This window comes from Arsenicicoccus sp. UBA6765 (assembly GCF_002453335.1).
Taxonomy (GTDB): domain Bacteria; phylum Actinomycetota; class Actinomycetes; order Actinomycetales; family Dermatophilaceae; genus Arsenicicoccus; species Arsenicicoccus bolidensis.
The window spans coordinates 55,097-80,239 of record NZ_DKGR01000044.1 but is presented as its reverse complement, the minus strand read 5'-3'; the positions used below and the strand labels follow the sequence as shown (position 1 = coordinate 80,239).

The 25,143-nt window shown below is 73.1% G+C and carries 28 protein-coding genes and 1 riboswitch; of the genes, 18 read left to right on the top strand and 10 right to left on the bottom strand.

The features are described 5' to 3' along the window. Positions 1-119: 119 nt before the first annotated feature. From B4K29_RS12435 to B4K29_RS12420, 4 genes are all read right to left on the bottom strand, one after another. The gene (locus tag B4K29_RS12435) at positions 120-998 is read right to left on the bottom strand and encodes a hypothetical protein (RefSeq protein ID WP_239262267.1); all 879 of its coding nucleotides are present in this window, start codon (positions 996-998) and stop codon (positions 120-122) included. Next, a complete protein-coding gene (locus tag B4K29_RS12430; protein ID WP_286967503.1) occupies positions 995-2,137 on the bottom strand; it encodes a TadA family conjugal transfer-associated ATPase in 1,143 nt (380 codons plus the stop codon). The genes B4K29_RS12435 and B4K29_RS12430 overlap by 4 nt, the downstream gene beginning before the upstream one ends. Beyond that, a complete protein-coding gene (locus B4K29_RS12425) occupies positions 2,134-2,844 on the bottom strand; it encodes a hypothetical protein (RefSeq protein ID WP_029212762.1) in 711 nt (236 codons plus the stop codon). The genes B4K29_RS12430 and B4K29_RS12425 overlap by 4 nt, the downstream gene beginning before the upstream one ends. Positions 2,845-3,369: 525 nt before the next feature. Continuing rightward, a complete protein-coding gene (locus B4K29_RS12420; protein ID WP_286967502.1) occupies positions 3,370-4,218 on the bottom strand; it encodes a hypothetical protein in 849 nt (282 codons plus the stop codon). Between the two features lie 37 nt (positions 4,219-4,255). Here B4K29_RS12420 and B4K29_RS12415 point away from each other — a divergent pair, with 37 nt between their 5' ends. From B4K29_RS12415 to B4K29_RS12385, 7 genes are all read left to right on the top strand, one after another. Continuing rightward, the gene (locus B4K29_RS12415) at positions 4,256-5,452 is read left to right on the top strand and encodes a histidine kinase (protein ID WP_239262273.1); all 1,197 of its coding nucleotides are present in this window, start codon (positions 4,256-4,258) and stop codon (positions 5,450-5,452) included. 8 nt (positions 5,453-5,460) lie between these two features. Continuing rightward, positions 5,461-6,255, top strand: a complete 795-nt coding sequence (locus B4K29_RS12410; protein ID WP_019286545.1) for a LytR/AlgR family response regulator transcription factor — start codon at positions 5,461-5,463, stop codon at positions 6,253-6,255. Beyond that, positions 6,252-6,752 (top strand): hypothetical protein, encoded by a 501-nt coding sequence (locus tag B4K29_RS12405; protein WP_286967501.1) that lies wholly within the window; start codon positions 6,252-6,254, stop codon positions 6,750-6,752. The genes B4K29_RS12410 and B4K29_RS12405 overlap by 4 nt, the downstream gene beginning before the upstream one ends. Next, positions 6,749-8,314: a cation acetate symporter gene (locus B4K29_RS12400; protein ID WP_029212766.1), complete on the top strand. Its 1,566-nt coding sequence runs from the start codon at positions 6,749-6,751 to the stop codon at positions 8,312-8,314. The genes B4K29_RS12405 and B4K29_RS12400 overlap by 4 nt, the downstream gene beginning before the upstream one ends. A gap of 164 nt (positions 8,315-8,478) precedes the next feature. Then, positions 8,479-8,823: a DUF485 domain-containing protein gene (locus B4K29_RS12395; RefSeq protein WP_029212767.1), complete on the top strand. Its 345-nt coding sequence runs from the start codon at positions 8,479-8,481 to the stop codon at positions 8,821-8,823. Then, positions 8,823-10,469, top strand: coding sequence for a solute symporter family protein (locus tag B4K29_RS12390; RefSeq protein WP_029212768.1), 1,647 nt, complete (start codon positions 8,823-8,825; stop codon positions 10,467-10,469). Before B4K29_RS12395 ends, B4K29_RS12390 begins: the two co-directional genes overlap by 1 nt. A gap of 180 nt (positions 10,470-10,649) precedes the next feature. Further along, positions 10,650-12,083, top strand: a complete 1,434-nt coding sequence (locus B4K29_RS12385; protein ID WP_286967500.1) for an MFS transporter — start codon at positions 10,650-10,652, stop codon at positions 12,081-12,083. Positions 12,084-12,164: 81 nt separating this feature from the next. Here the strand turns inward: B4K29_RS12385 and B4K29_RS12380 are convergent, their stop codons facing one another. Then, on the bottom strand, positions 12,165-13,076 hold the full coding sequence (locus B4K29_RS12380; protein ID WP_019286552.1) for a DUF559 domain-containing protein: 912 nt from the start codon (positions 13,074-13,076) through the stop codon (positions 12,165-12,167). A gap of 312 nt (positions 13,077-13,388) precedes the next feature. Between B4K29_RS12380 and B4K29_RS12375 the strand changes: the two genes are divergently transcribed. From B4K29_RS12375 to B4K29_RS12360, 4 genes are read left to right on the top strand one after another with little or no spacing between them, the layout of a single operon-like run. Next, complete coding sequence (locus tag B4K29_RS12375; RefSeq protein ID WP_286959078.1) at positions 13,389-14,378, top strand: metal ABC transporter substrate-binding protein; 990 nt, start codon at positions 13,389-13,391, stop codon at positions 14,376-14,378. Next, on the top strand, positions 14,375-15,262 hold the full coding sequence (locus B4K29_RS12370) for a metal ABC transporter ATP-binding protein (protein ID WP_286959952.1): 888 nt from the start codon (positions 14,375-14,377) through the stop codon (positions 15,260-15,262). The genes B4K29_RS12375 and B4K29_RS12370 overlap by 4 nt, the downstream gene beginning before the upstream one ends. 1 nt (position 15,263) lies before the next feature. Then, positions 15,264-16,292 (top strand): metal ABC transporter permease, encoded by a 1,029-nt coding sequence (locus B4K29_RS12365; RefSeq protein WP_239262316.1) that lies wholly within the window; start codon positions 15,264-15,266, stop codon positions 16,290-16,292. Between the two features lie 6 nt (positions 16,293-16,298). Then, positions 16,299-16,688 carry a Fur family transcriptional regulator gene (locus B4K29_RS12360; protein ID WP_019286556.1) on the top strand — a complete coding sequence of 130 codons (390 nt, stop codon included), beginning with the start codon at positions 16,299-16,301 and terminating at the stop codon, positions 16,686-16,688. A gap of 76 nt (positions 16,689-16,764) precedes the next feature. On the opposite strand, the gene B4K29_RS12355 is transcribed toward B4K29_RS12360, so the two are convergent. Next, positions 16,765-17,079 (bottom strand): DMT family transporter, encoded by a 315-nt coding sequence (locus B4K29_RS12355; RefSeq protein ID WP_286959101.1) that lies wholly within the window; start codon positions 17,077-17,079, stop codon positions 16,765-16,767. Positions 17,080-17,089: 10 nt separating this feature from the next. Then, positions 17,090-17,155: riboswitch (guanidine-III (ykkC-III) riboswitch) on the bottom strand. Positions 17,156-17,218: 63 nt separating this feature from the next. Beyond that, positions 17,219-18,358 (bottom strand): CobW family GTP-binding protein, encoded by a 1,140-nt coding sequence (locus B4K29_RS12350; protein WP_286959111.1) that lies wholly within the window; start codon positions 18,356-18,358, stop codon positions 17,219-17,221. Positions 18,359-18,475: 117 nt separating this feature from the next. On the opposite strand from B4K29_RS12350, the gene rpmB reads away from it, so the two are divergent. Beyond that, on the top strand, positions 18,476-18,712 hold the full coding sequence (rpmB, locus tag B4K29_RS12345) for a 50S ribosomal protein L28 (RefSeq protein ID WP_019286559.1): 237 nt from the start codon (positions 18,476-18,478) through the stop codon (positions 18,710-18,712). A gap of 180 nt (positions 18,713-18,892) precedes the next feature. Here rpmB and rpmF read toward each other — a convergent pair whose 3' ends face one another. Further along, complete coding sequence (rpmF, locus tag B4K29_RS12340; protein ID WP_286967496.1) at positions 18,893-19,072, bottom strand: 50S ribosomal protein L32; 180 nt, start codon at positions 19,070-19,072, stop codon at positions 18,893-18,895. A gap of 86 nt (positions 19,073-19,158) precedes the next feature. Between rpmF and rpmG the strand changes: the two genes are divergently transcribed. The 6 genes from rpmG to B4K29_RS12310 all read left to right on the top strand — a co-directional run bounded on the left by rpmG (position 19,159) and on the right by B4K29_RS12310 (position 23,330). Beyond that, positions 19,159-19,326 carry a 50S ribosomal protein L33 gene (rpmG, locus tag B4K29_RS12335; protein WP_019286561.1) on the top strand — a complete coding sequence of 56 codons (168 nt, stop codon included), beginning with the start codon at positions 19,159-19,161 and terminating at the stop codon, positions 19,324-19,326. After that, positions 19,326-19,631 carry a 30S ribosomal protein S14 gene (gene rpsN, locus B4K29_RS12330; RefSeq protein WP_019286562.1) on the top strand — a complete coding sequence of 102 codons (306 nt, stop codon included), beginning with the start codon at positions 19,326-19,328 and terminating at the stop codon, positions 19,629-19,631. The genes rpmG and rpsN overlap by 1 nt, the downstream gene beginning before the upstream one ends. Before the next feature lie 36 nt (positions 19,632-19,667). Then, positions 19,668-19,949 (top strand): HU family DNA-binding protein, encoded by a 282-nt coding sequence (locus B4K29_RS12325; RefSeq protein ID WP_286959124.1) that lies wholly within the window; start codon positions 19,668-19,670, stop codon positions 19,947-19,949. Further along, positions 19,946-20,191: a type B 50S ribosomal protein L31 gene (locus tag B4K29_RS12320; RefSeq protein WP_286967493.1), complete on the top strand. Its 246-nt coding sequence runs from the start codon at positions 19,946-19,948 to the stop codon at positions 20,189-20,191. The genes B4K29_RS12325 and B4K29_RS12320 overlap by 4 nt, the downstream gene beginning before the upstream one ends. Positions 20,192-20,699: 508 nt before the next feature. Continuing rightward, positions 20,700-20,951, top strand: a complete 252-nt coding sequence (locus tag B4K29_RS12315; RefSeq protein WP_239262298.1) for a hypothetical protein — start codon at positions 20,700-20,702, stop codon at positions 20,949-20,951. Between the two features lie 168 nt (positions 20,952-21,119). After that, the gene (locus B4K29_RS12310) at positions 21,120-23,330 is read left to right on the top strand and encodes an alpha-galactosidase (protein WP_286967491.1); all 2,211 of its coding nucleotides are present in this window, start codon (positions 21,120-21,122) and stop codon (positions 23,328-23,330) included. On the opposite strand, the gene B4K29_RS12305 is transcribed toward B4K29_RS12310, so the two are convergent. Further along, entirely contained in the window at positions 23,327-23,725 is a 399-nt protein-coding gene (locus tag B4K29_RS12305; protein ID WP_239262302.1) for a Rid family detoxifying hydrolase, read from the bottom strand. The two genes, B4K29_RS12310 and B4K29_RS12305, sit on opposite strands and share 4 nt — an antisense overlap. After that, positions 23,722-25,143: a DUF4185 domain-containing protein gene (locus tag B4K29_RS12300; protein WP_286967489.1), complete on the bottom strand. Its 1,422-nt coding sequence runs from the start codon at positions 25,141-25,143 to the stop codon at positions 23,722-23,724. The genes B4K29_RS12305 and B4K29_RS12300 overlap by 4 nt, the downstream gene beginning before the upstream one ends.

Sequence of the window (25,143 nt, the reverse complement as noted above, 5' to 3'; positions counted from 1 at the left end):
GGGCATGGACGTGCCCACCTCCGTCCGCCGCGGGTCGGGCTCCTCGCCCCGGCGGTGGGGCAGGAGGAGGACGGCCAGGGCCACGAGCAGGCCGACGGCGGACCCCAGCGCCGAGGGGCTCACGAGACGACCGTCTCGCGCTGGGCCGTCGCCACCTGACGAGAGACCCAACGGTGGCCCGCCACCGTGAGCGCGACCCCGGCGACCGTGCACGCCAGCGCGGCCGGCGAGCCGTAGACCGCGCCCGCGTCCAGCCCCAGGCCGAGCACCGCCAGGGGCCCCGCGACCGGCAGGGCGCTGAGCAGTCGACCGGTGGCGCGGGCACCCGCCACGGCGCCACCCACCGCGCCGTCCTGCGCCAGCTGCTGGCGGCTGGAGTCGAGGGCGGCGCCGACCGCGCCGCGCACTGGCGCACCCACCTCGATCGAGACCTGCAGGGCATGGCCGACGGCATGGGCCACCCGGCCACCCCCCGCGCAGCGCAACCACGCCTCGTGCGCCTCCTCGTCGGCACCGGGCCGCAGCGCCACGCGAGCGGGATGGTCGGCCGCGTGGGTGACGATCTCGTGGGCCGATCGGACGTCGAGACCCGCCCCGAGGGCGGCCGCGAGCGCCTCGGCGACGGCCAGCCGCTCCGTCTCGTGCTCCCGGGATGTGTGGGTGGAGCCCGTTCCTCGCAACCGCTCGCGGACGGACGCAAGGACGCCCTCGGGGCCGCCGGGCGTCGAGCCCGGTGCGGTGGAGTCGGTGTCCGCCCACGTCGAGCGCCGGGGCCAGGTCCACAGCAGCAGGGCCAGGGCAGCGAGGATCCCGACCAGGACCGACGCCTCGGGCCCTGGCGCCAGGGGCGGCAGGGACGGCAAGGACGTCGGGGACGGCACGGCAGCTGCAGGAGCGTTGGGGGTCGAGGCGATCAGAGGGATCGAGCCGATCGCGGGGGCCCAGGTGTCCACGGGGATGACGGCGTGCGCGGGGATCACGGCGTGCACGGGGATCACGGCCGCGCCTCCGGGACGACGTCGGTGAGGAGGGCCAGCCCGGGGCCTGGCCGCACCCCGCCCTCGCCGTCGTGGGTGAGGGCGGGGAGCACGACGGGGCGGCCGTCGCCGTCCGGGGACAGGACCGCGATCTCCCCCACCTGCCGCACCCCGAGGGGTCGGGTCAGGTGGATCACCACCCGCAGGCCGCTGCGCGCCTGCGCCCACACGGCAGACGGCGGCATGGCGGCCAGGGCGCCGAGGGCCTCCAGCCGGGAGACCACGTCGGCGGCCGAGTTGGCGTGCACGGTGCCGCAGCCGCCCTCGTGGCCGGTGTTGAGCGCGGTGAGGAGCTCGCGCACCTCGCCGCCGCGGACCTCGCCCACGACGAGCCGGTCCGGGCGCATGCGCAGCGCCTGCCGGACGAGCGTGGTCAGGTCGATGCCACCGACCCCCTCGACGTTGGGGTGACGGGCTTGCAGCCGGACCACGTGGGGGTGCCGCGGCGTGAGCTCGCAGGCATCCTCCACGAGCACGATGCGCTCGTGGTCGGGGACCAGCGAGAGCATCGCCGCGAGCAGCGTGGTCTTGCCCGTGCCGGTCCCACCGGTGACGAGGTGCGCGACCCGGTGGGCCACGACTCCCCGCAGGGCCCGGGCGATCCACGGCTCGACCGCGCCCCGGGCCTCCAGGTCGTCGAGCGTCCACGCCTCGGGGCGCGGCACGCGCAGGGACAGGTGGGTGCCGCCGGGGGTGATGGCACCGACGACGGCGTGCAGGCGCACCCCGGAGGGCAGGACGGCGTCCACCCACGGGCTGGCCTCGTCGAGCCGCCGGCCCACCAGCCCGGCGAGCCGGGTGGCGAGCGCCCGCACGGCCCGGTCGTCACCGAGGTCGAGCAGCACCCGCTCGAGGCCGGTCCCCCGGTCGACCCACACCTCGCGCGGGCCGTTGACCAGCACGTCCGTCACGCCGGGCTCGCGGAGCAGCCCCTCCAGAGGCCCGGTGCCCAGGGTGTCCCGCAGCACCCGGCCCAGCTCGTCACGCACCCCCTGGGAGCCCAGCACCACCCGGTCCCCGGCCACCGCCTCACGCACACGACCAAGGTCGGGGCCGACGCCGTGCTCGATGTCGGCCCACGCTCCTGGCGGCAGGCTCATGCCGCACGCTCCTCGAGGACGGCGGCCAGCAGCACCTCGTCGGCCAGGTCTCGCAAGGGACCGCGGGCGCTCCCGGGCACCACCCCGCGGGCCAGGCATCCCTCGGCGCTGCGGTCGCTGCGGAGGACGCCGAGCAGCGGCAGGCGCAGGAGGTCGGCGACGCAGGCGGCCTCGTCCTGGCCGCCTGTGCGGGCCACGACGCCGATGCCCGAGGCGGAGGCCTCGCGCAGCAGCAGGGTGACCGCTGCCCCGGCCGCCAGCTGCGTCGCTCCCCCACCGACCAGCAGCGCCACCAGGTCGTGACCCCGCACCACCGCGGGCCAACCCGGTGCCACGGTGGGGGGAAGGTCGTGCACCACGACGTCGACGCACCCGTCCAGGCCACGGCGCAGCGCGTCGACCGCGGCCGGGGGTATCTCGTGCGGATGCCGGCGGTCGCACGCCACCACCCCTACGCCACGGGCCATCGGCAGCGCCGGCACGAGCTCGGCACCGTCGAGGGAGCCACGAGCCCGGTGCAGGTCGGGCCAGCGCAGCCCGGCGGCCTGCTCCACCCCCAGCACCACGTCCAGCCCGCCACCCGCGCTGCGGTGGTCGACGCAGACCACGCTGCGCCCCGACTGCGCGGCCCGCAGGCCGAGAGCCGCCACCAACGAGCTGGCACCCACGCCTCCGCTCGCGCCCTGCACCCCGATCGAGATCGTCATGCGGCCAGGCTGACCGCCCACCCCGCCACGGTGCGAGCCCCAGCGCCCGCCTGTGGACAGGCATCGCCGGAACGCGACGGGCTGTGGACAACCGCGTCAAGAAGTGACCGCTCGGCGGGGGCGGCTCCCCCCGAGGTGTCGGGAAGTGACCCGTGAGCGAGGGGGCGGGCACCTGGGTGCGGACATGGGGCGACCCCCGTCGGGGGGGGTGACGGGGGTCGCCGTGCATAGGCTCTGGGGGGGAAGAGCCCATGCACTGCGCTCGACCCGAAGGGAGCGCGTAACTCCATGATGCGACGGACTCGGACAAATGACTAGTCACTACCCACCTCGGGCGCCCAAAGTCACCCGTTCGGCCTATTCTGGCGCACTCAGCGATGCGTTACATCGATAAAGGTGACTCACGGGCGCGACCTGACTAGTGCGCGACGACGCACGAGGGGGCCGAGAGGACTACCTCGATCGGGTGAGCGCACAGCCCCTGGATGGCGGCCTCGGCGCGACCGCCTGACCGCACCGGCGGGATCACGCGGTGCGGCCGGCGAGCACGGCGTCGGCGACCCGCGTGCCCTCGGCCGCCGCCGCGACCATCGCCTCGCAGCAGTGCAGCAGCCACAGCCGCACCCCGTCCTGCGTCCCCGTGGCATAGGCGGCGAGCGCTCCGACATACGCCGTCTGCCCGAGGGACCGGTGACCGGCCTCGGGCACCGCGACGCCGGTCGGGTCGAGCCCGCCGGCCTGCACGACCACGCGCTCCAGGGCCCGCGCCACCAGCCCGTTGCCGCGCTCGAACGGACGCACCACCGCCATCTCCGCGTGCACGAGAGCCCCCACCACGCCGGCGGGCACCGGCCCCACGGCGCGCAGCAGCTCCACGATCCCGTCCAGCCTGGCGGCGACCCGCTCGGCCGCGACCGGCTCCCCCAGCTCGACGAGCTCCGCGCACACCGCCTCCGGGCCCCGAGGACGCCCGAGCGCCGCCGCCTCGACGCGCAACGGGGTCGCGGCCGCCGTGTGCAGACGCGCCACGACCTGTCGCGGCGCCGCAGACAGCACGGCACGCAGGTGCTCGGCCTCGGCCGTCACCTGCACCGCCCCCCGCAGCACCTGCTCGTCCGGGAGGGGGTCGTCTCGCCAGGACAGCGCTCCACGACTCAGGTCGCGGACCGTCTCGACGGGGAACTGGATGCCGTCGAGGAAGGCCGTCTCCCTGGCACCTCGCACCCGCGACTCGGCGGCGGCCTCGGGGATGCGGCGGCGCAGGGCCTTGTGCCAGCGCAGCTGCGTGCAGGCCTCGCGGGCGGCCGCGACGGCGTCGGTCACCCCCGGCAGGCGCAGCAGGGGCTCGACGGAGGCGGCGACGGGGGAGCTCACGGGGTCAGCCTAGGGACTCACGCCCTACGATCGGTCCATGCTCGAAGGGCCCGCGCGCAGCTCCGTCGCGCTGATCGCCGTCCTCGCGGCCCTGCTGGTCCTGGCCGCGTGGCTCGCGCTGCGGGTGGTCCGCGTGCGGCGCACCTTCTCCTCCCCCGTCGAGGAGGCGACGTATGACGCCCTCCACACCGCCGGGCTCGCGGCTCCCCACCTCAAGGACGGCCTGACGCCGGAGGGCAGCGCCAAGGCCGCGCGGCACCTGCGCGCCCTGCTCGGCGTGCCGGCGCTCGCGATCCTCGACACGCAGGCCCTGCTCGTCTGGGAGGGCACCGGTGAGCGTCACGCGGCGGGTGCCGTCGACCTGGTCGAGCAGGTCCTCGCGACCGGTGACCTCGAGGTGGTGCGCGGCCTCGTGTGCGTCGACGAGGACTGCCCGATCCGCTCCGCGGTGGCGGCGCCGATCGTCAGCGACGAGACCGTCATCGGCGCGCTCGTCGCCTACGCCCCGGACGTGAGCTACGGCCTGACCAGGGCCACGCGCGAGGTCGCGAGCTGGGTGTCGACCAACGTCGAGCTCGCCGAGCTCAGCCGCCAGCGCACCCGCACGATGGAGGCCGAGCTGCTGGCCCTGCGGGCGCAGATCTCCCCGCACTTCGTCTACAACTCCCTCGCCGCCATCGCCAGCTTCGTGCGGACCGACCCCGTCCGCGCCCGCGAGCTGCTGCTGGAGTTCGCCGACTTCACGCGCTACTCCTTCCGCAGCGGCGGCGCGTTCACCACGCTCGAGGAGGAGCTGGTCAACATCGAGCGCTACCTCGCCCTCGAGCAGGCCCGCTTCGGCCCCCGGCTCAAGGTCGACCTGGACATCGCCCCGGAGGTGCTCGGCAACGCCGTCCCCTACCTCTCGGTGCAGCCGCTCGTCGAGAACGCCGTCCGTCACGGCCTCGAGCGCAAGGTCGGCGACGGCACGATCCGCATCACCGCGCGGGACCTCGGCACGGTCACCCAGGTCAGCGTCGAGGACGACGGCGCCGGGTCCGACCCCGAGCGGGTCCGCTCGGTGCTGTCGGGCGAGCACGACGGCGACAACGTGGGCCTGGGCAACGTGGACGCCCGCCTGCGGCAGGTGTATGGCGACGCCCACGGCGTCGTGGTCGAAACCGCGCCAGGGGCGGGCACCCGGGTGACCTTCACCGTGCCCAAGTGGGCTCCCGGCGTCCATGCAGGACAATAGGGGGCACCATGGCGGAGCACCACGCAGACGTGACCGGACCTCGCCTCGCCGCGCTCGTCGTCGACGACGAGCCGCCGGCGCGGGACGAGCTTGCCTACCTGCTCGGCGAGGATCCGCGCCTCGGGCGGATCCACCTGGCCGGCAGCGGCGCCGAGGCCCTCGCGATCCTGGCCCAGAACGACGTGGACGTCGTCTTCTGCGACATCAGCATGCCCGGCCTCGACGGTCTCGACGTGGCCCGCGCGGCGGCCGCCCAGGAGGAGCCGCCGTCCTTCGTCTTCGTGACCGCCCACGACCAGCACGCCGTCGACGCCTTCGAGGTCGACGCCATCGACTACGTCCTCAAGCCCGTCCGCGAGGAGCGCCTCGCGGAGGCCGTCCGCCGGGTCGTCGCGGCCCGCCCCGCGCCCGCACCACAGTCCGCCCCGACGCAGCGCCAGGACGACGACGAGGTCATCCCGGTCGAGCTCGCCGGCATCACCACCTTCGTCAAGCGGTCCGCCGTCATCTACGCCCAGGCGCAGGGCGACTACACCCGGCTGCACACGCGGGACAGCAACCACCTCGTGCGCATCCCGCTGTCCACCCTCGAGGAGCGCTGGTCCTCGGCGGGGTTCGCCCGGATCCACCGCAGCACGCTCGTGTCGCTGCGGCACGTCACGCAGGTCCGCACCGACAAGGGCCACTGCTCCGTCCTGCTCGGACCCCTCGAGCTGCAGGTCTCGCGCCGCCACACCCGCGCCCTGCGCGACCGTCTCGGCCGGCCGGGCGAGGCCCGCCGACGGGAGAACCCGACGGCGTGACCAGCCCGACACCGCCGCGGGTGCGCATCACCTCGCCCCGCCGCGACGCGGCCCGCCGCAGCGCCGCGGTCCGCCCCAGCACCCGGGAGATCGACGAGGACACCGGCCTCGGGCAGGTCTACATGCGGACCTACCTGCGCGGGCTGCGCCGCCTGGTCGCCGCCGCCCTGGCGTCCCTCGTCACGCTGCTCGTCGGCCTGCCCCTGGCCTTCGCCCTCGTCCCAGGGGCGGCGGGCCTGCGGCTCGGACCCGGCGTGACGGTGGCCTGGCTGCTGGTCGGCGTCGTGATCTATCCCGCCCTGTGGCTGCTCGGCCGGGCCTACGCCCGAGCCGTCGAGCGGGTCGAGCGCGACTTCGCCCGCACCGTCGCCGGTGACGACCTCCCGGACCGTGGCGGAACGGGCCGTGACGGAGCGGGCCGTGACGGAGCGGGCCGTGGCGGCGCTTCTCAAGACGACGGCCGTGACGGCAGCGGGCCGACCGGCGGCGCGCCATGACGGCGGCCCTGCAGCCGGCATACGGCATCGTCGCCGTGGCGACGGTCTGTCTCCTGACGCTCGGGCTCGGCCTGCTCGGGGCTCGCTCCAGCCGCACCACGAGCGACTTCTACGTCGCCTCGCGCGCCATCTCGCCGCGCCGCAACGCCGCCGCCATCACCGGCGAGTACCTCTCCGCCGCGAGCTTCCTCGGCCTCGCCGGGCTCATGTGGTCCGACGGCGCCGACCGGCTGTGGCTGCCCGTCGGCTACACGGTCGGCTATCTCATGCTGCTCGTGCTCATCGCGGCTCCGCTGCGCCGCTCGGGGGCCTACACGCTCCCCGACTTCGCCGAGGACCGCCTCGAGAGCCGCCGCGTGCGCCGCGTGGTGTCCCTGCTGGTCGTGGCCATCGGCTGGGTCTACCTGCTCGTGCAGCTGCAGGCCGCCGACCTGACCCTGCGCTTCCTCACCGGCGCCCCGGCCTGGCTCGGCGGGGTCCTCGTCGGCACCGTGGTCCTCACCGTGGTGAGCGCGGGCGGCATGCGCACGATCACCCTGGTGCAGTCCTGGCACTACTGGATGAAGCTCGCCGCGCTATGGCTGCCCGCCCTGGTCCTGGTCGTCGTCTGGATCCGGTCGGGCTCCCCCGGCCCGGCCCTGCCGCCCGACCAGCTCGAGTCCTGGTCCGAGCCGCTCAGCGGGTATGCCGGACAGGACCACCCCCTCTACACCGTCTGGTCGACCCTGCTGGGGCAGGCGCTCGGGACGATGGCCCTGCCCCACGTCGTCGTGCGCTACTACACGATCCGCGACGGCCGGGCCGCCAGGCGGACGACCGTCACCGTGATCGGCCTCATCGCCGCGTTCTACCTCGCCCTGCCGATCTACGGGATCCTCGGCCGCGTCTACGTCCCGTCCCTGCCGGCCGGCGCCTCCACCGACACCGTCATGCTGCGGCTCCCCACCAGCGCCATCCCGGGCGGCGTCGGCGACACCCTCACCACCCTCATCGCGGCCGGCGCCTTCGTCGCCTTCCTGTCCACCGCGAGCGGCCTGGTCGTGGCGGTGGCCGGCGTCGTGGACCAGGACCTGGTCGGGCCCGCCCTCCTGCGCGCCACCGGCGGCGACGCCGACCGGCTGCACAGCTTCCGCCTGTCCGTGGTCGTCGCCGTGCTCGTCCCCCTCGCCGTCGCCCACCTGCTCCCGCACGTCGGCGTCGGCACCCTCGTGGGCCTGGTCTTCGCCCTCACCGCCTCGACCTTCGCGCCGCTGCTGGTGCTCGGCGTGTGGTGGCCACGCCTGTCGCGCGCCGGCACCCTCGCCTCCGTCGGCGTCGGCGCCGTCCTCGCGGCCACGGCCTCGCTGCTCAGCCTCACCGGCCGGGTCACGGAAGGCTGGGCCGGTGCGCTCACCGCGGCCCCCGCCGCCTGGACCGCCCCCGCCGCCTTCCTCGTCGCCGTGGTCGTGTCGCTGCTCACGCCGGGCAGCATCCCGCGCGGCACCTCTCGCACGATGGTGCGGCTGCACACCCCCGAGGACGTGCGCCTCGACCGGTCCTCGCGCCGGACCGCAGCCCGCTGACGGGCGGGCGTCTCGGCATACGACCTGGTCGGGACCGCTCACCGAGCCTCACCGACCGCTCGACCCGTCGTGATCGTGTGGCTCTCGTCCGGGACCGGTGACCGGGCGCACAGTGACGATCGGCACGACGACGTGCCGACCCCCACCCCCCCAGGAGGCACCGCGTGAGCGCGACCAAGCCCACCCGCGACTACAGCGCCGCCTACAGCGACGTCCAACGGTCGCCCGAGTTCCAGGAGCTGCGCTCGCGGCTGCGGTCCTTCGTCTTCCCGATGGCCGGGGCGTTCCTCGCCTGGTACTTCCTCTACGTCATCTGCGCCGCGTTCTTCCCGGCGTTCATGAGCATCAAGGTGCTCGGCAACATTAACGTCGGCCTGATCTTCGGCTTCCTGCAGTTCGTCACGACGTTCGCGATCACCATCGTCTACGTGCGCTGGGCCGACCGCGTCTTCGACCCCCGGGCCGAGCGGGTCCACCAGATGGTCGAGGAGAAGGGGCTGGACGCCTGATGAGCAGCACGATGATCAGCGCCGCGGCCACGTCCGTCGGCTCGCCCATCCTCAACATCGCGATCTTCGCCGTGTTCGTGGTCGTGACCCTGGCCGTCGTCATCAAGGTGTCGACGGGCAAGAAGAAGACGGCCGGCGAGTACTACACGGGTGGCGCGGCCTTCTCCGGCCGTCAGAACGGCATCGCCATCGCCGGCGACTACCTCTCGGCGGCAAGCTTCCTCGGCATCGCGGGCGCCATCGCCGTCGCCGGCTACGACGGCTTCCTCTACTCCATCGGCTTCCTCGTCGCCTGGCTCGTGGCGCTGCTGCTCGTCGCCGAGCTGCTGCGCAACACCGGCCGCTTCACCATGGCCGACGTGCTGAGCTTCCGGCTGCGCCAGCGTCCCGTCCGGATGGCCGCCGCGACCTCGACGCTCGCCGTCTCGTTCTTCTACCTGCTCGCCCAGATGGCCGGCGCGGGCGGCCTCGTGTCGCTGCTGCTCGGCGTCAAGTCCTGGGCCGGGCAGGCGATCGTCATCGTCATCGTCGGCATCCTGATGATCACCTACGTCCTCATCGGCGGGATGAAGGGCACCACCTGGGTGCAGATCATCAAGGCCTGCCTGCTGATCGCCGGCGCCGCGGTCATCACCGTCTGGGTGCTCGGCAAGTTCGGCTTCAACCTGTCCGCCGTGATGCAGAAGGCCGTCGACGAGTCACCCAAGGTCGGCGAGAAGCTCCTCAACCCCGGCCTGAAGTACGGCAAGACCACGACGACCAAGATCGACTTCATCTCGCTGTCGATGGCCCTCGTGCTCGGCACCGCCGGGCTCCCCCACGTGCTGATGCGGTTCTACACCGTCCCCACGTCCAAGGAGGCGCGCAAGTCGGTCGAGTGGGCGATCTGGCTGATCGGCCTGTTCTATCTCTTCACCCTGGTCATCGGCTTCGGCGCGGCCGGCCTGGTCGGCCCCGGCGCCATCGTGGCCGCCCCCGGCAAGGAGAACTCCGCGGCACCGCTGCTGGCCTTCCACCTCGGCGGGTCCGTCTTCCTCGGCATCATCTCGGCGATCGCGTTCGCCACGATCCTCGCCGTGGTCGCCGGCCTGACCATCACCACCTCGGCGACCTTCGCGCACGACATCTACAACATGGTGATCAAGGAGGGGAAGGCCACCCAGGAGCAGGAGGTCAAGGTCGCCCGCCGCGCCGCCATCGCCGGTGGTGTCGTCGCGATCGTTGGCGGCATCCTCGCGAACGGGCAGAACATCGCCTTCCTCGTCGCCCTGGCGTTCGCGGTCGCCGCGAGCGCCAACCTACCGACGATCCTCTACTCGTTGTTCTGGTCGAAGTTCACGACCCGAGGAGCGCTCTGGTCGATCTACGGCGGGCTCGGGTCGGCGATGCTGCTCATCCTGTTCAGCCCCGTGGTGTCCGGCAAGGTCGACGCGACCGGCAAGAGCCTGTCGATGATCACCAACGCCTCCATCGACTTCCACTGGTTCCCGCTGGACAACCCGGGCATCATCTCGATCCCGCTGGGCTTCCTGCTCGGCTGGCTGGGCTCGATCACCGACAAGGAGAAGCCCAACCCCGAGAAGTACGCCGAGATGGAGGTCCGGTCCCTGTCCGGCCACGGCACGGCGGGCGCGATCCAGCACTGAGGGATCCAGCACTGAGGGATCCGGCGCTGAGCCGCACCTGACCCTCGCCTCTTCCGCAACAGGTCACCGCCGAGTGGTCACTTCCCGACGTCGGGAGGTGACCACTCGGCGTTGGGGATGCCTGTGCCGCGGTCGTCGGGGTGGGCAGGCCGGGGGGCGGGTCCGGCATACGGTGGTCGGGTGCCCCAGCCGTATGCCGCCCCGCCGCCACCCCCAACGGCCGGGGGACACCGGCCGGGGTCCCCGGAGTACCGCCGCATCTCGTGGGCGCTGTTCCTCGCCGGGCTCGCGACCTTCGCGATGATCTACACCACCCAGCCGTTGTTGCCCGAGCTGTCGCGGGCCTTCGCGCTGACGCCGGCGCAGTCCGCCCTATCGGTGTCGACCACGACCTTCGCCCTGGGCCTGGCCCTGCTCGTCGTGGGCCCTTCCTCGGAGGTGCTCGGGCGCACGCGGGTCATGCATGTGTCGCTCTTCGCGTCGTCGGTGGTCACGATCCTCACGGCGCTATCGCCGTCGTGGACGGTCCTGCTGGTCCTGCGGACGCTGCTCGGCCTGGCGGTGGCAGGGCTGCCGGCAGTGGCGGTCGCCTACCTGCGCGAGGAGGTGCATCCCTCGGCGACGGCGCGGGCGACCGGGCTCTACATCGGCGGCACGGCCCTCGGCGGCATGCTCGGTCGCCTGCTCACCGGCGGTGTCGCCGACCTGCTCGGCTGGCACTGGTCCATCGGCTCGATCGGGGGCCTGGGCCTGCTGTGCGCGGTGGCGGTGCGCGCGGTGCTGCCTGGCTCGCGACGCTTCGCCCCGGCGCGGCTGTCGCTGCGCGAGCTCGTCGCCATGAACCGCCGGATGCTCACCGACCCCGCCCTGCTCGCGCTCTACGGCATCGCGTTCTGCGCGATGGGGGCCTTCGTGTCGGTGTTCAACGCCATGGGGTTCCGGCTCGCCGCCGCGCCCTACCACCTGAGCCTCGCCGTCGCCGGGCTGGTGTTCGTCGTCTATGCCCTCGGGTCGGTGAGCTCCGAGCGGGCCGGGCGCCTCGCGGACCGTCACGGCGTGCGAGCAGTCGTCCCCGTGGCGCTCGCGATCGTCCTGCTCGGCCTGCTGGTCACCCTCGGCGGGTCGCTGTGGGCGGTCGTGGGCGGGCTCGCGGTGCTGACCGCCGGCTTTTTCGCCGCCCACGGGGTGGCCTCGGGCTGGGTCGCCGCCCGCGCCACGTATGTCGGTCGCGGCACCGCCCAGGCCACCTCGCTCTACATGTTCGCGTACTACCTCGGGTCGTCCGTCTGCGGCACGGTCGTCGGCACGGCCTGGAGCCGCGGCGGCTGGCCCCTGGTCGTCGGGTTCACCGGTGCGCTCCTGCTCCTGGCGCTGGTCCTCTCGCTGTGGTTGCGGCACGTCCCCAGCCTGGCCGAGCCCCCCGTCGAGGACCAGGGAGTGCGCGCCGCGTGGCGCCGGTCCCCCGGCATACGGCCCCCGACCCAAACTGAGCTCCCAGCTCACTTCGCGCCGCCCAAGCCCCCGGCCAGCCCTCCCAGACGACCCGAACTGAGTCCCCAGCTCACTTCGCGCCGCCCACACCGCCCCACGACCCCCGTAGACGACCCGAACTGAGCCCGCAGCTCGCTTCGCGCCGCCCAAGCCCCATCCCAGCCCTCCCAGACGACCCAGACTGAGCTCCCAGCTCAGCTCGGATCAGGCGGCGAGAGCGCCCCGCACCACCAGCGCCGCCCGGACCGCAGCCATCGTCTCGGCGTGATGGTCGTAGTAGTCGACCTTGTTGATGAGGATGACGAGGTAGCCGAGGCGCTCCATGCGGTTGCGACGCGCTTCGTCCTGGAGCCGCTGCTCGTCGGTGCGGTAGTGGTGGGCACCGTTGTACTCGACGACGACCCTGGCGCGGCGCCAGAGGAAGTCCGCGTAGCCGACCAGCGCTCCGCGATCGTCGAGGATCTGGGCGTTGAGCTCGGGTGCCGGTAACCCCTCGCGCACGAAGTCCTGCCGCACCCTCGACTCCATCACCGAGTTCGTGCCGGGACGCACCTGACGGCTCGCCGCGCGGGCCGCAACGACCCCGCAGGACCGGATCGCCAGCGCCTCGTCGAAGTAGTCGTCACCTCGGCCTGACCTCCACGCAACCATGAGGTCCCCGAGCACGACGCGATCCGCGACGCTGAGATCGCCCGCCACCTGCCGGAACAGGTGCGCGTCGTCGAGGACGGGGATCGCGAGGCCCGGCAGCACGATCGTCGGGAGGTCCGGCGCGAGCAGCCGATGACCGGTCACGGTGGCCAGCCGTGGTGGGGTCCGGCCGTGGACGCCCACGTCGAGCGGCGGTCGGTGCTCGGGCATCCACCGACGCCCCACCACCAGCCCGCGGAGCCAGATACCCGTCCAGTGGGTGAAGACGCATCCCGCCGGCAGCACGAGGGATGCGGCCTGGGCGTCCTCGAGGACCGTGAGCGGCATGCGGGTGCCGAGCACCGAGCGGTGCGGGCGGGCGAGATCGGCCATCGTCGCGCGAGTGACCCCCAGCTCGCGAGCGCGCCGAACGGTGAAGAAGACGCGGGCGCTCAGCTGCGGCGGGAGAGGGCGTTTGGGTGCCATGGACCCAGTTTGAGACGGTTCGAGCGTGGTGGCGTCTGCCATCCACAAGCGGGGCGGGGACCCGTCACGTTATCCCCAGGCGGCCCGAACTGAGCTCCGAGCTCACAACGTGCCGCCCACGTCGCCATACATGCCCTCCCGGCGACCCGAACTGAGCTCCGAGCTCGGAATGTGCCGGCAGAAGCCCCGCCCACGGCCTCCTGACGACCCGAACTGAGCTCCGAGCTCACGACGCGCCGCCCACGCCCATCGCCCGGACTAGCGGGCGGAGCCAGTTTGACAATGATTTCCATTAGGCCGACCCTGGAGAGCATGAACCGCCGTCTGCTCGCCGCCCCTGCAGCCCTCACCCTGCTCGCCCTCACCGCCTGCGGATCGGGTGACGGCGGCTCCAGCACCGGCGGCGCAGCGAGCCAGGGCGGCAAGGACGGCAAGCTCGGCGTCGTCGCCAGCTTCTATCCCCTGCAGCACGCCGCCGAGCAGATCGGTGGCCAGCACGTGCAGGTCACCAACCTCACCAAGCCCGGCTCGGAGCCGCACGACCTCGAGCTGACGCCCAAGGACGTGGCCACCCTGTCCCAGGCGGACCTCGCGATCTACGAGAAGGGGCTGCAGTCGGCCGTCGACACCGCGGTCGCCGACACCAAGCCGGACAAGGCGCTCGACGTCGCGACGGCCGCCAACCTCTCGCTCACGCACGGCGAGACGATCGGCGAGGACGGGCACGACCACTCGACGGAGTCCGCCGAGGAGCACGCGGGGCACAGCCACGGCAAGGGCGCCAAGGATCCGCACTTCTGGCTGGACCCGCAGCGCTACGCCAAGGTCTCCCAGGCCATCGCCGACCGCCTCAAGCAGGCCGACCCCGCCCACGCCGCGGACTACGACGCCAACCTCAAGGCCTTCACCGGCCGGCTCACCGCCCTGGACTCCGAGCTCGCGGCCGGCCTCAAGGGCTGCACCAACACGACGATCGTGACCAGCCACGCGGCGTTCGGCTACCTCGCGGACCGCTACGGGCTGCAGCAGGTCGCCATCTCGGGGCTGTCCCCCGAGGAGGAGCCCGAGCCCGCCAAGCTCGCCGAGATCGCGAAGTACGCCAAGTCGCACAAGGTCACCACCATCTATGCCGAGACGCTGGTCAGCCCGGCGATCGCCCAGACGGTCGCCAAGGAGACCGGCGCGCAGACGGCGGTGCTGGACCCGATCGAGGGCATCACGGACTCCTCCGCCGCCAAGGACTACGTTGGCGTCATGAAGGCCAACCTCGCCACGCTCAAGAAGGGCCAGAGCTGTCCGTGACCTCCGCCCGCGTCAGCGCGCCTGACGCTCCCGTCATCAGGCTCCGGTCGGCGTCCTTCGGGTACGCCGACCGCGCCGTCGTCTCCGGGGCCGACCTCACGGTGGCGCCCGGCGAGGCGCTGGCCCTCCTCGGACCCAACGGGTGCGGCAAGTCCACGCTGGTCAAGGGCCTGCTCGGGCTCAACGACCACCTGGGCGGCGAGGTCGAGCTGTTCGGCACCCCGCTCGCGCGCTTCCGCCAGCGCTATCGCATCGGCTACGTGCCCCAGCGCCACACCCTGTCCGGCTCGGTCTCGGCGACGGTCCGCGAGGTCGTCGCCACCGGGCGCCTGCCGCACCAGGGCCTCCTGGCCCGGCTCGGGGCGCGCGACCACCAGATCATGGCCTCGGCCCTCGACGTCGTCGGTATGACGGACCAGGCCCGCCAGGACGTCTCGACGCTGTCAGGCGGCCAGCAACGGCGCGTGCTCATCGCCCGCGCCCTCGCCGGCGAGCCGGACGCCCTCGTGATGGACGAGCCCACCGCCGGCGTCGACGTCGCCAACCAGCGGTTGCTGACCACCGTGCTGCAGCGCCTGCGGGACCGCGGCGTCGGCCTGCTCATCGTGACCCACGAGGTCGCGGCCCTCACCCCGGTCCTGGACCGCATCGTGCACATGTCGGCCGGCCGGATCACCTTCGACGGGACCGTGGCGGAGTTCGAGCGGGCCAGCCGCGCCGATCCCCTCTCCCTCGGCGATCACCACCACCATCACGACGACGACGGGCACGACCTGCCACCCGCCCGCTGGGTCGACCCCGCCGGCGTCGGGGCGTCCGGCATACGGCCAAGGAGCGCCGGCGCAGGCGCCCCCGCGCCGAGCAAGGAGACCCACGGTGCTTGACCTGTCCGAGCTGTGGAGCTTCGAGTTCATGCGGCGCGCCCTGATCGCCGCGCTGCTCGTGGGTGCCGCCGCGCCGATGGTCGGGACCTTCCTCGTGCAGCGCCGGCTGTCCCTGATCGGCGACGGCATGGGGCACGTGGCGCTCGCCGGCGTCTCCATCGGCCTCCTCACCGGCAACCAGCCGGTCCTCACGGCACTCGTCGCCGCGGTGGTCTGCGCCGTCGTGATCGAGCTCATCCAGCGCTACGGCCGCGCCAGCGGGGACGTGGCCCTCGCCGTCATGTTCTACGGCGGGATCGCGCTCGGTGTCGTGCTGATGTCGCGGGCGACGGGGACGGGCGCCAACCTGACGTCCTACCTCTTCGGCGCGATCACCACGACCAGCCGCGACGACCTCGTGGTCTTTGCCGTCCTCGCCCTCGTCGTCATGGTCACCACCTGGGTGCTTCGGCCACGGCTGTTCGCCGTCGCCAACGACGAGGAGTGGTCCCGCGCGGCGGGGCTGCCGGTCCTCGGGCTCAACATCGTGCTCGCCGTCATGACCGCCGTCACCGTCGTCGTGTCGATGCGCGTCGTCGGGCTGCTGCTCATCAGCGCCCTGATGATCCTGCCCAACGCGGCCGCCCAGCAGGTCTCGCGGTCCTTCCGCTCGATGCGGCTCGTCGCCATCGTCATCGGCGTCCTGTGCGCCACCGGCGGCGTCGCCCTGTCCTACCAGCTCGACACGCCCTCGGGCGGCACGATCGTGCTGCTCGTCCTCGCGGTGTTCATCGTCCTGAGCGTGGCGGCAGCCCTCGCCCACGCCGTCGCCGCACGCCATCACCGCTATGCCGAGATGCACGCCCACGAGCACGGGCCCGGCTGCGGGCACCAGCAGGTCGAGCACGGCGATCACGTCGACTACCTGCATGATGGACATCTGCACGCCCCGCACGGGGACCACTACGACGAGCACCACGACCACCGCGAGGACGACCGGCACCCCACCGCCGACGACGTCGTCGCCGGGCGGCCGACCAGCAGGAGCTGATCCACGATGCCGGACACCGAGCGCCGAGCCACCAAGCAGCGCCGCGCCGTCGAGCAGGTCCTGCGTGAGACCGACGACTTCATCTCGGCCCAGGCCCTGCACGCCCGGCTGCGCGAGCAGGGCGACACGGTCGGCCTCGCCACCGTCTATCGCACGCTCAACGCCATGGCCGAGGACGAGCGCGTGGACATGCTCCGCGTCGACGACGGTGAGGCGCGCTACCGCCTGTGCGCGAGCGACGACCACCACCACCACCTCGTATGCCGGGAGTGCGGCCGCACCGTCGAGATCGAGGGCCCTGCGGTGGAGTCGTGGGCCGACACGGTGGCCGCCGAGCACGGCTTCCGCGACGTGTCGCACACGCTCGAGGTCTTCGGGACCTGCGCGAAGCACTGACGGGCACAGCAACGCGAGACGGTGACCCCTCGCGCGCGGTGGCGGCCTCTCAGGTGCGGCGAGGAGCCGCCGCGGCTCAGTGCAGCAGCTTGAGCCCTGCAACGCAGCCGATGATCCCGAGCAGCAGCAGGACCTTGACCAGCGAGATCGGCTCGGCGCCGGTCGCCATCGCCCAGGCGACGGTCGTCACGGCGCCGATGCCCACCCACACGGCATAGGCCGTGCCCACCGGCAGGTCACGCAGCGCGTAGGCCAGCCCCGCCATGCTGAGCGCGCAGGCCACCACGAACACCACGCTCGGCCCGAGCCGGCTGAATCCCTCGCTGCGGCTGAGGGCCGTGGCCCACACCGCCTCCAGCACACCTGACAGCACCAGCACGATCCACGACATGGTCACTCCTCGTGGCCGTCTCGTCGCGTGACCGGGTACGGCTCCCTCGTCCGGGGCCCGCTCGTGGAGCCTCCATCCAGGCTCGCACGGACCGTATGCCGGGGCAAGCTCGCTCGCGGCGACCGGCCACGCGCCGCGGTCAGGCCACGTCGGAGGCGCCCTCCTCGCCGAGCCACTCCTCGAAGCCGTCGCGTCGCCCGAGCCAGCGGTCGCGCGCCGTGAGCACCTCGGCGTCGGTCATGACGGCGGCCTCGAACGCCTCCCTCACGACGACTGCCGTCTCGTCGTCGGTGGTGACCACGAGGTTCGTCATACGGTCTGCGTCGTCCCACCCGCCGATCGAGCCGATGGACAGCTGACCGCCGCTGGCCTCCCACGCGATCGCGGTGCCGGGCCGCCCGGGCAGCCAGAACGCGCCGCGGCCGCGCAGCTCGCCGGACCCGAGGTCCTCGAGGCGCTGCTGCAGGCGTCCGGGGTGGAAGGGGCGCCAGGTCCGCAGCCGCAGGGTCTGCAGCCCACCGGCCGGCTCCGCGCCGGTCGGTCGGCGGCGCCGCGGGTCGACGAAGCCCTGCGCCACCTGCACGTCGAAGCCGCGCGCGCTCAGCTGCGCCCCTGCCGAGAAGCTCGACAGGCCGAGGTAGACGCGGCTGTCCGGCCGCCGCAGGTGGTCCAGCAGGGCGGAGTCCGACTCGTCGAGCGTGTCCTGCACGACGACGACGGCGTCGGCGAGCTCGATCTGGTTGACCAGCACCTCGCCATAGCTGCGGCGGTCGTCCTCGACCATCGCGAGTCCGAGCTCCTCGAGCAGCGGGTCGTCGAAGACCCCGCCGCACACGTCGTCGCAGCTCACGACCGTGATCACCGACCGCAGGGTCAGCAGGTCGGCGACGCGGCGCCCGTCCGCGAGGTGGGCCCGGGCCAGCCCGAGGGCGATGGGCAGGGGCTCGGCGGACGGCGGCAGCGAGACGACGAGCGTGCCCCAGCGGCCGGTCCCGGCGAGGCGGACCAGGGTCGGGAGGATCGCCTCGCGCATGGCGCACGACAGGCAGGGATGCTCGACGTCCTGCCCGTCCTCCTCGACCGTGCCCGTGAGGTCGCTGACGGCCCAGCGCACCTGGCCCGCGGCGGCGTCCACGACGAGGCGCACCACGGCGGCGTCCGGGAGGTCGCACTGCAGGCCCATCGCCGCGACGGCCTGGTCGGTGGCGTCGAGGCCGGCGACGACGAGCACGTCGGTGGTGCCGGGACGGTGCATCGCGGCTGGGTCGGGAGCGGGCATCGGATCTCCTTCGTATGCCGGTGCCGCCTCGCCCATCGCGATGGACCGGCACCGGCGGCTGGTAGCGTAATGAGAATCGTTATTACTAAAGCCAGACGAACCCGAAGGAAGGAACTCATGTCCAACCACTGCCAGCTGACCGGCACCGCGCCGCGCTTCGGCAACACCATCAGCCACTCGCACCGCCGCACGAGCCGCCGCTTCGACCCCAACATCCAGCGCCGGACCTACTGGGCGCCCAGCCTCGGCCGCACGGTGACCCTGCGGCTGTCGACGCGCGCCATCAAGACGATCGACCGCATCGGGATCGACGCCGCGATCGTGCGGATGCAGGCTCGCGGCGAGCGGCTCTGACCGCCCGGACGGCCCTGACGGCGCCTGCTCGTTGGAGCGCGCGGCGCCGCAGGGGCGCCATACCCGCGTCGTCCCACATGGCCGCAGAGATGGCCGCAGAGATGGCCGCGGGGTGGATCGAGCGCCGATCTCGGTGCCCGATCCACCCCGCAGACGCTCCGCCCCGACCCGACGGAGGCCTCAGGCCTCGTAGTGGCTCGAGTCGACCAGCCCACGCTGGACCGCACGCACGAGCCGTCGGGGCACGCGCACCGTGCGGCCACCGACCGACACGGGCACGAGGTCGACGGGCTCGGCCTTCCAGTTGGCGCGGCGGGACCGGGTGTTGGAGCGCGACATCTTGCGCTTGGGGACTGCCATCAGGTGCCTCCTCGGCGTGGGAACAGAGCGCTCAACCTATCAGTTATGGTAATCATTCTTATCTGACAGACGAAGGAGGCCACCTCATGGCCAGGTCCACCGACGTGCGGCCCAAGATCAAGCTCCGCTCCACGGCGGGCACGGGCTACACGTACATCACGCGCAAGAACCGCCGGAACGACCCCGACCGGCTCGTGATCCGCAAGTACGACCCCGTCGTGCGCCGGCACGTCGAGTTCAAGGAGGAGCGCTGATGGCCAAGAAGTCCAAGATCGCCCGCGACCAGCAGCGTCGTGAGGTCGTCGCCCGCTACGCGGAGGAGCGTCGCGCCCTCAAGCGCGTCATCGCCGACCCCACCGCCGACGCGATGAGCAAGGCCGCCGCCCAGCTGCGGCTGCAGCGGATGCCCCGGGACGCGAGCGCCACGCGCCTGCGCAACCGCGACGTCGTGGACGGTCGCCCGCGCTCGGTCTACCGGGCGTTCGGCCTGTCGCGGATCCGCCTGCGCGAGATGGCCCACGCCGGCGAGCTGCCCGGCGTCACCAAGTCCAGCTGGTAACCCACCAGCCCGATCCCCTTCCGAAAGGACCGTTCCATGAACCGCAGCGAGCTCGTCTACGAGATCAGCAAGCGCACCGCCACCACGCCCAACGACGTCAACGGCGTCCTCGACGCCCTCGGCGACCTGATGCGCGAGTGCGCCGCCGACGGCAGCAAGCTGCCGATCGCGGGGCTGCTCACCCTCGAGCGCGTCGAGCGCGCCGCCCGCACGGGCCGCAACCCGCGCACCGGCGAGGCGATCGAGATCCCGGCGCAGCCGTCGGTGAAGCTCACGCCCGGCTCCACGCTCAAGGCCGCCGCCAAGGGCGAGAGGTGAAGCCGGGCATCCACCCGGACTACCACCCCGTGGTGTTCCGGGACCCGACGGCCGACTTCGCCTTCCTCACGCGCTCGACCGCCACGAGCAACGACACGATCGAGTGGGAGGACGGCAACACCTACCCGGTGATCAACGTCGACGTCTCCAGCGCCTCGCACCCGTTCTACACGGGCAAGCAGAAGATCATGGACACCGCCGGACGCGTCGAGCGCTTCAACCGCCGCTACCGCCGCGGCTGACGCCTACCGCCAACGGCCCCACAGACCCCGCGCACCGTCTCTCCGCGCGGACCCAGGTCGCGGCTCGCCCCTCCCCTTCGGCCGGGAGGAGCGGGCCGCGATCGCCGTATGCCGGACCCCGCCCCTCCCCGGCGCGCCGCCATTGGTCACCAATGACGCACGCAGGCTCAGCCGCCCACCCCCGCCCACGCCATTGGTCACCAATCACGCATCTGAACGATCCAAACGGCTCGGATCCGCCCATTGGTGACCAATGGCGAGGAGGGGTCGAGATGCGGGTGGGTGAGACGTCGGTCACAGCGATGCCGATGCTGCTGGTCCAGCGATCCGCGCCACGACGCCGGCTGCACGGCGGAGCGAAAACCATTATCAGACAACGGGATCGTGCGATGCCTGGGTCACAGGAGACCCACAGGCGGGGGGTCCTAGAGTGAGCCTCGGGCGTGGCGGACCACGCCCGCAAGGGGCGCCGCACCCGTGGCGGCGCGACGAACAGCAGGAGGGGACCATGACCCAGCACACCGACGTCATGGACCACGAGCACCTCGCCGGCGACGGCTGTCAGACCGTGCAGCACGACGACCACCTCGACCACGTCCACGGCGAGGAGCGCCACCCCGAGGTCTCGGTCCACGCCGACCACGAGGGCGAGCACACCGAGGGCGACGGCTGCGAGACCGTCGAGCACGACGACCACGTCGACCACCTCCACGACGGCCACCGGCACCACCAGCACGGCGACCACGTGCACGAGCACTGACCCACCCTTCGCCGACTGGTCAGTTCCCGACGTCGGGAACTGACCAGTCGGCGGGGCGCGGCGCCCGGAGCTGACCAGTCGGCGGGGCGCGCCGCCCGGAACTGACCAGTCGGCGGGAGGGCGTCGGCTCGACTGGCGTAGACGCCGTGAGGTGACAGGCTGGTGGGCATGCCTTCTCACGCCCTGACCACCGGCTCCGGCCAGGACTGCCAGGTCCACCTCACCAGCGGGGGCGTCTCCCTGCTGCTCGACCTGTCCGACGCCCGCCTCCCCTCGATCGCCCACTGGGGGGCCGCCCTCCCCGACCTCGACGCCGACGAGGCGGCGACCCTGGTCCTGGCGACGACCTACGGCCGCGGCGGCAACGACGTCGACGTCCCCGTCCGGGTCGCGGTCCTGCCCGAGCACCACGCCGGCTGGTCCGGTCGGCCAGGCATCAGCGGCAGCCGCGACGACGGGTCCGGCTGGTCGCCCCGCTTCACGGTGACCGCGGCCGAGGCCCGCACCGACGAAGCGGCCGGCGCGACGGCATACGGCACGCTCACCACCCTCGGCGCCGGCGCGCTCCACGTCACCGCCCGCGACGACGAGGCGCGCCTGACCCTGACCATCGAGATCGAGCTGCTGGCGACGGGACTCGTGCGCACGCGCGCCACGCTCACCAACGACGGCGACACCGACTACGCCCTCGACGAGCTGGCACTCACCCTCCCGGTCCCCAACCAGGCCAACGAGATTCACGACCTGGCCGGGCACTGGGGCACCGAACGCGCGCCCCAGCGCAAGGAGTTCACCGTCGGGCAGCACCTGCGCGAGGGACGCAAGGGACGCACGGGCGCCGACGCGGCCTACGTGCTCTCTGCTGGGACAAAGGGATTCGGGTTCCGCCACGGTGAGGTCTGGGGCGTCCACACCGCCTGGTCCGGCAACCATCGCCACTGGGCCGAGCGACTCTTCAACGGCCGCACCGTGATCGGCGGGTCCGAGCTGCTGCTCCCCGGCGAGATGCGGCTGGCCACGGGCGAGTCCTACTGCTCTCCTTGGATATTCGGCGCGTATGGCGACGGCCTGGACGCCCAGGCCGCGCGCTTCCACGGCTGGTTGCGGTCACGGCCGACGCACCCGCAGACCGACCGCAAGGTCACCCTCAACGTGTGGGAGGCCGTCTACTTCGACCACGACCTGGCGCGCCTCACCGACCTCGCCGACCGCGCCGCCGCCCTCGGCGTCGAGCGCTACGTCCTGGACGACGGCTGGTTCGGCGCCCGCCGCGACGACCACGCCGGCCTCGGGGACTGGGTCGTCTCCCCCGACATGTGGCCCGACGGCCTCGGCCCCCTGGTCGACCACGTCACCGGGCTGGGCATGGAGTTCGGCATCTGGTTCGAGCCCGAGATGGTCAACCTCGACAGCGACGTGGCCCGCGCGCACCCGGAGTGGATCATGGCCACGGGCAACCGGATTCCCGTGGAGAGCCGCCACCAGCAGGTGCTCAACCTCGGCATCCCGCAGGCCTACGCCCACGTCCGCGACCAGATGGTGGCGCTGCTCGAGACCTACGCCATCGGCTACATCAAGTGGGACCACAACCGCGACCTGGTCGACGCCGGCACGGCACCCTCCGGGCGTGCGGGCGTGCACGAGCAGACGCTCGCCGCCTACCGGCTCATGGCCGAGCTCAAGGACCGCTTCCCCGGGCTGGAGATCGAGGCCTGCAGCTCCGGTGGCTCGCGCGTCGACCTCGCCGTCCTCGAGCACACGGACCGGATCTGGACGTCGGACTGCATCGACCCCCTCGAGCGTCAGGTGATGCACCGCTGGACCCAGCAGCTCGTCCCCCCGGAGCTCATGGGCTCGCACATCGCCTCGGGCGCCTCGCACACGACGGGCCGCATGCACACCCTGCACTTCCGCGCCGGCACCGCCGTCTGGGGACACCTCGGAATCGAGTGGGACCTCGCCCGCGCCTCCGACGCGGAGCTCGCGGAGCTCGGCGCCTGGGTCCGCTTCTACAAGCACCACCGCGAGCTCCTGCACTCCGGCGCCGTGGTCCGCCTGGACGACGTCGTGCCCGAGCTGCACGTCCACGGCGTTGTCTCCCCGACCCAGGACGAGGCACTCTTCGCCGTCGTGTCCACCGGTCGCGCGATCGTCGACCCCATCGGCCGGATGCGCCTCGCCGGGCTCGACCCCGACCGCCGCTACCGCGTCCGGGACGTGACGCCCAGCCGCCCGCCGCACGGTATGCCGCAACCGCCCGCCTGGTGGCCCGGCGACGAGGGCGCGCTGCTGCGCGGTCGCTCGCTGCAGGCGGTCGGGGTGGAGGCACCTGCGATGTCCCCCGACGAGATCGTCGTCCTCCACCTGACGACGGACTAGCGGACGGACGGGTGCCCCGCCACCAGCTCGATCTCCACCCGCGCGCCCAGCGGCAGGCCCGCGACGGCGACCGTGGTCCGGGCGGGATACGGCTCGGCGAACACGGTGGCGTACACCTCGTTGACCGCCGAGAAGTCGGCCATGTCCACCAGGTAGACGTTGACCTTGACCACGTCGTCCAGCGTGCGGCCGGCGGCGGCGAGCACTGCCTGGAGGTTGGTGAACACCTGCCTCGCCTGCGTGCTCACGTCCCCGTCCACAAGCCGGCCGGTGGCGGGGTCGATGGGCGTCTGGCCGGAGAGGTGGAGCAGGCCCTGCTCGCCGCTGCTCGCGGCGTGCGAGTAGGGGCCGACCGGGGCGGGGGCGGCGTCGGCGTGCACGGTGCTTCGAGTCATGGGGCCAGCCTTCCGGCATACCGGGTGGAGCGCACCTCGCCCACCGGCAGCCGGACGCGCAGGAAGCGCGGCCGGTAGGAGAACGGGTCCGCGAGGACCGTGGCGAGGTCCGTGTTGTTGCGGCTGTAGGACACGACGACCGTGCCCGGCTCGGGCAGCAGGTCGGGGTGCGCGAGCGGCATGTAGCGCAGCACCCCCGTCTCCGGGTCGGAGGGCAGGTCGGCGACGGTCCGGCCCGTGTCGAACGGCCCCCACGGGGTCGGCGCGGTCCACACCGTGAGGTCGCGGCCGAGGAAGTCGTCCCGCTTGCTGAGGGCGTACCACCGACCGCCCTGCGCGAAGACGGACAGGGTCTGGGAGGTCCCCTTCACCGCCGGGATCAGCTGCGCCGCGGCGGCGGCCGACCGCGACCACCCCCTGCCGTCCCAGTAGGTCCACTCGGACCGGGTCAGCACCCGGTCCGGCCGGACCCGAGCGACGCGCAGCGAGCGCCCGAAGGTCATCGCCTCGGTCGAGCCCGCCGTCCCGTAGAGGTACAGCCAGCCGTCGGACAGGACCGAGGCGGCACCCCAGGCCGGGCGGGTCACGTCGGGGGAGTCCGGCCCCAGGTCGACGAGCCGCAGGAGCTGCGGGGCGCCACCCCGGCCCACGGTGAAGAGCGCGGCGGACGGGCCGAGGTTCTCGAAGTCGAAGGTCCCTCCCCCGGTCGTCCGCACCCGCTGCAGCATCACCGTCACCAGGTCCTGCCCCGCGCGCGGGGTGACCGTGACGGACATCGGCCAGTAGCCCACGACCGCGCCCGTGCTCCCCGCCGGCCTGGCGCGGTCCGGCACGATCGCCCCACGACCGGCGGGCAGGACGGCCCGCAGGCAGCCGGGGCTGCTGAGCAGCATGGAGTTGCGGACGAACCGGTGCCCCGCGACGTCCGGCGAGCGCAGCGTGTCGCCGTAGAGCAGGAGCCGGCGTCCGTCCTGGAGCCGGGCCCCCGCGCCGACGTCGGCGCCCAGGAAGGTCGGGGCCACGTGCAGCTGGTCGACGGCCCGGTTGATCGCCTCGACCGAGTCGAAGGACCCTCGTGCGGCGCAGCCGGTCTGCAGGGTCGTGGTCACCGGGGCGACCGGGCGGGGGCCGGCGCTCGTGGGCGGGGTCGTCCCCCTGGGATCGGGTCGTCGGGCGGAGGGTGTGGCGAGAACGGGTCGCGCTGCGCCGCGGGCGGTGTCGCGGGCGGGGCTGCGGGCGCCGCCCGTCGCGGGTCCCCTCGGTCCGTCGAGCGCCATCGCCGTCACGTCGCGCCCGCCCAGAGCGCCGGTCCCGACGGGCGCGACGGCGCCGCCGACCGCGACCAGGGTGATCAGCGTCGTGCGCACGAGCAGCCCGCAGGCACGACTCGTGCGCCGCGTCCCCCGCGCTGGCGTCAT

Coding starts and splice junctions, on each gene's coding strand:
- B4K29_RS12400 (WP_029212766.1), top strand. CDS start 6,749: ATGACGGCGGCCCTGCAGCCGGCATACGGCATCGTCGCCGTGGCGACG.
- B4K29_RS12310 (WP_286967491.1), top strand. CDS start 21,120: ATGCCTTCTCACGCCCTGACCACCGGCTCCGGCCAGGACTGCCAGGTC.
- rpmG (WP_019286561.1), top strand. CDS start 19,159: ATGGCCAGGTCCACCGACGTGCGGCCCAAGATCAAGCTCCGCTCCACG.
- B4K29_RS12300 (WP_286967489.1), bottom strand. CDS start 25,143: ATGACGCCAGCGCGGGGGACGCGGCGCACGAGTCGTGCCTGCGGGCTG.
- B4K29_RS12360 (WP_019286556.1), top strand. CDS start 16,299: ATGCCGGACACCGAGCGCCGAGCCACCAAGCAGCGCCGCGCCGTCGAG.
- B4K29_RS12305 (WP_239262302.1), bottom strand. CDS start 23,725: ATGACTCGAAGCACCGTGCACGCCGACGCCGCCCCCGCCCCGGTCGGC.
- B4K29_RS12325 (WP_286959124.1), top strand. CDS start 19,668: ATGAACCGCAGCGAGCTCGTCTACGAGATCAGCAAGCGCACCGCCACC.
- B4K29_RS12315 (WP_239262298.1), top strand. CDS start 20,700: ATGACCCAGCACACCGACGTCATGGACCACGAGCACCTCGCCGGCGAC.
- rpmF (WP_286967496.1), bottom strand. CDS start 19,072: ATGGCAGTCCCCAAGCGCAAGATGTCGCGCTCCAACACCCGGTCCCGC.
- B4K29_RS12390 (WP_029212768.1), top strand. CDS start 8,823: ATGAGCAGCACGATGATCAGCGCCGCGGCCACGTCCGTCGGCTCGCCC.
- B4K29_RS12350 (WP_286959111.1), bottom strand. CDS start 18,358: ATGCCCGCTCCCGACCCAGCCGCGATGCACCGTCCCGGCACCACCGAC.
- B4K29_RS12430 (WP_286967503.1), bottom strand. CDS start 2,137: ATGAGCCTGCCGCCAGGAGCGTGGGCCGACATCGAGCACGGCGTCGGC.
- B4K29_RS12415 (WP_239262273.1), top strand. CDS start 4,256: ATGCTCGAAGGGCCCGCGCGCAGCTCCGTCGCGCTGATCGCCGTCCTC.
- B4K29_RS12380 (WP_019286552.1), bottom strand. CDS start 13,076: ATGGCACCCAAACGCCCTCTCCCGCCGCAGCTGAGCGCCCGCGTCTTC.
- B4K29_RS12410 (WP_019286545.1), top strand. CDS start 5,461: ATGGCGGAGCACCACGCAGACGTGACCGGACCTCGCCTCGCCGCGCTC.
- B4K29_RS12375 (WP_286959078.1), top strand. CDS start 13,389: ATGAACCGCCGTCTGCTCGCCGCCCCTGCAGCCCTCACCCTGCTCGCC.
- rpmB (WP_019286559.1), top strand. CDS start 18,476: ATGTCCAACCACTGCCAGCTGACCGGCACCGCGCCGCGCTTCGGCAAC.
- rpsN (WP_019286562.1), top strand. CDS start 19,326: ATGGCCAAGAAGTCCAAGATCGCCCGCGACCAGCAGCGTCGTGAGGTC.
- B4K29_RS12425 (WP_029212762.1), bottom strand. CDS start 2,844: ATGACGATCTCGATCGGGGTGCAGGGCGCGAGCGGAGGCGTGGGTGCC.
- B4K29_RS12355 (WP_286959101.1), bottom strand. CDS start 17,079: ATGTCGTGGATCGTGCTGGTGCTGTCAGGTGTGCTGGAGGCGGTGTGG.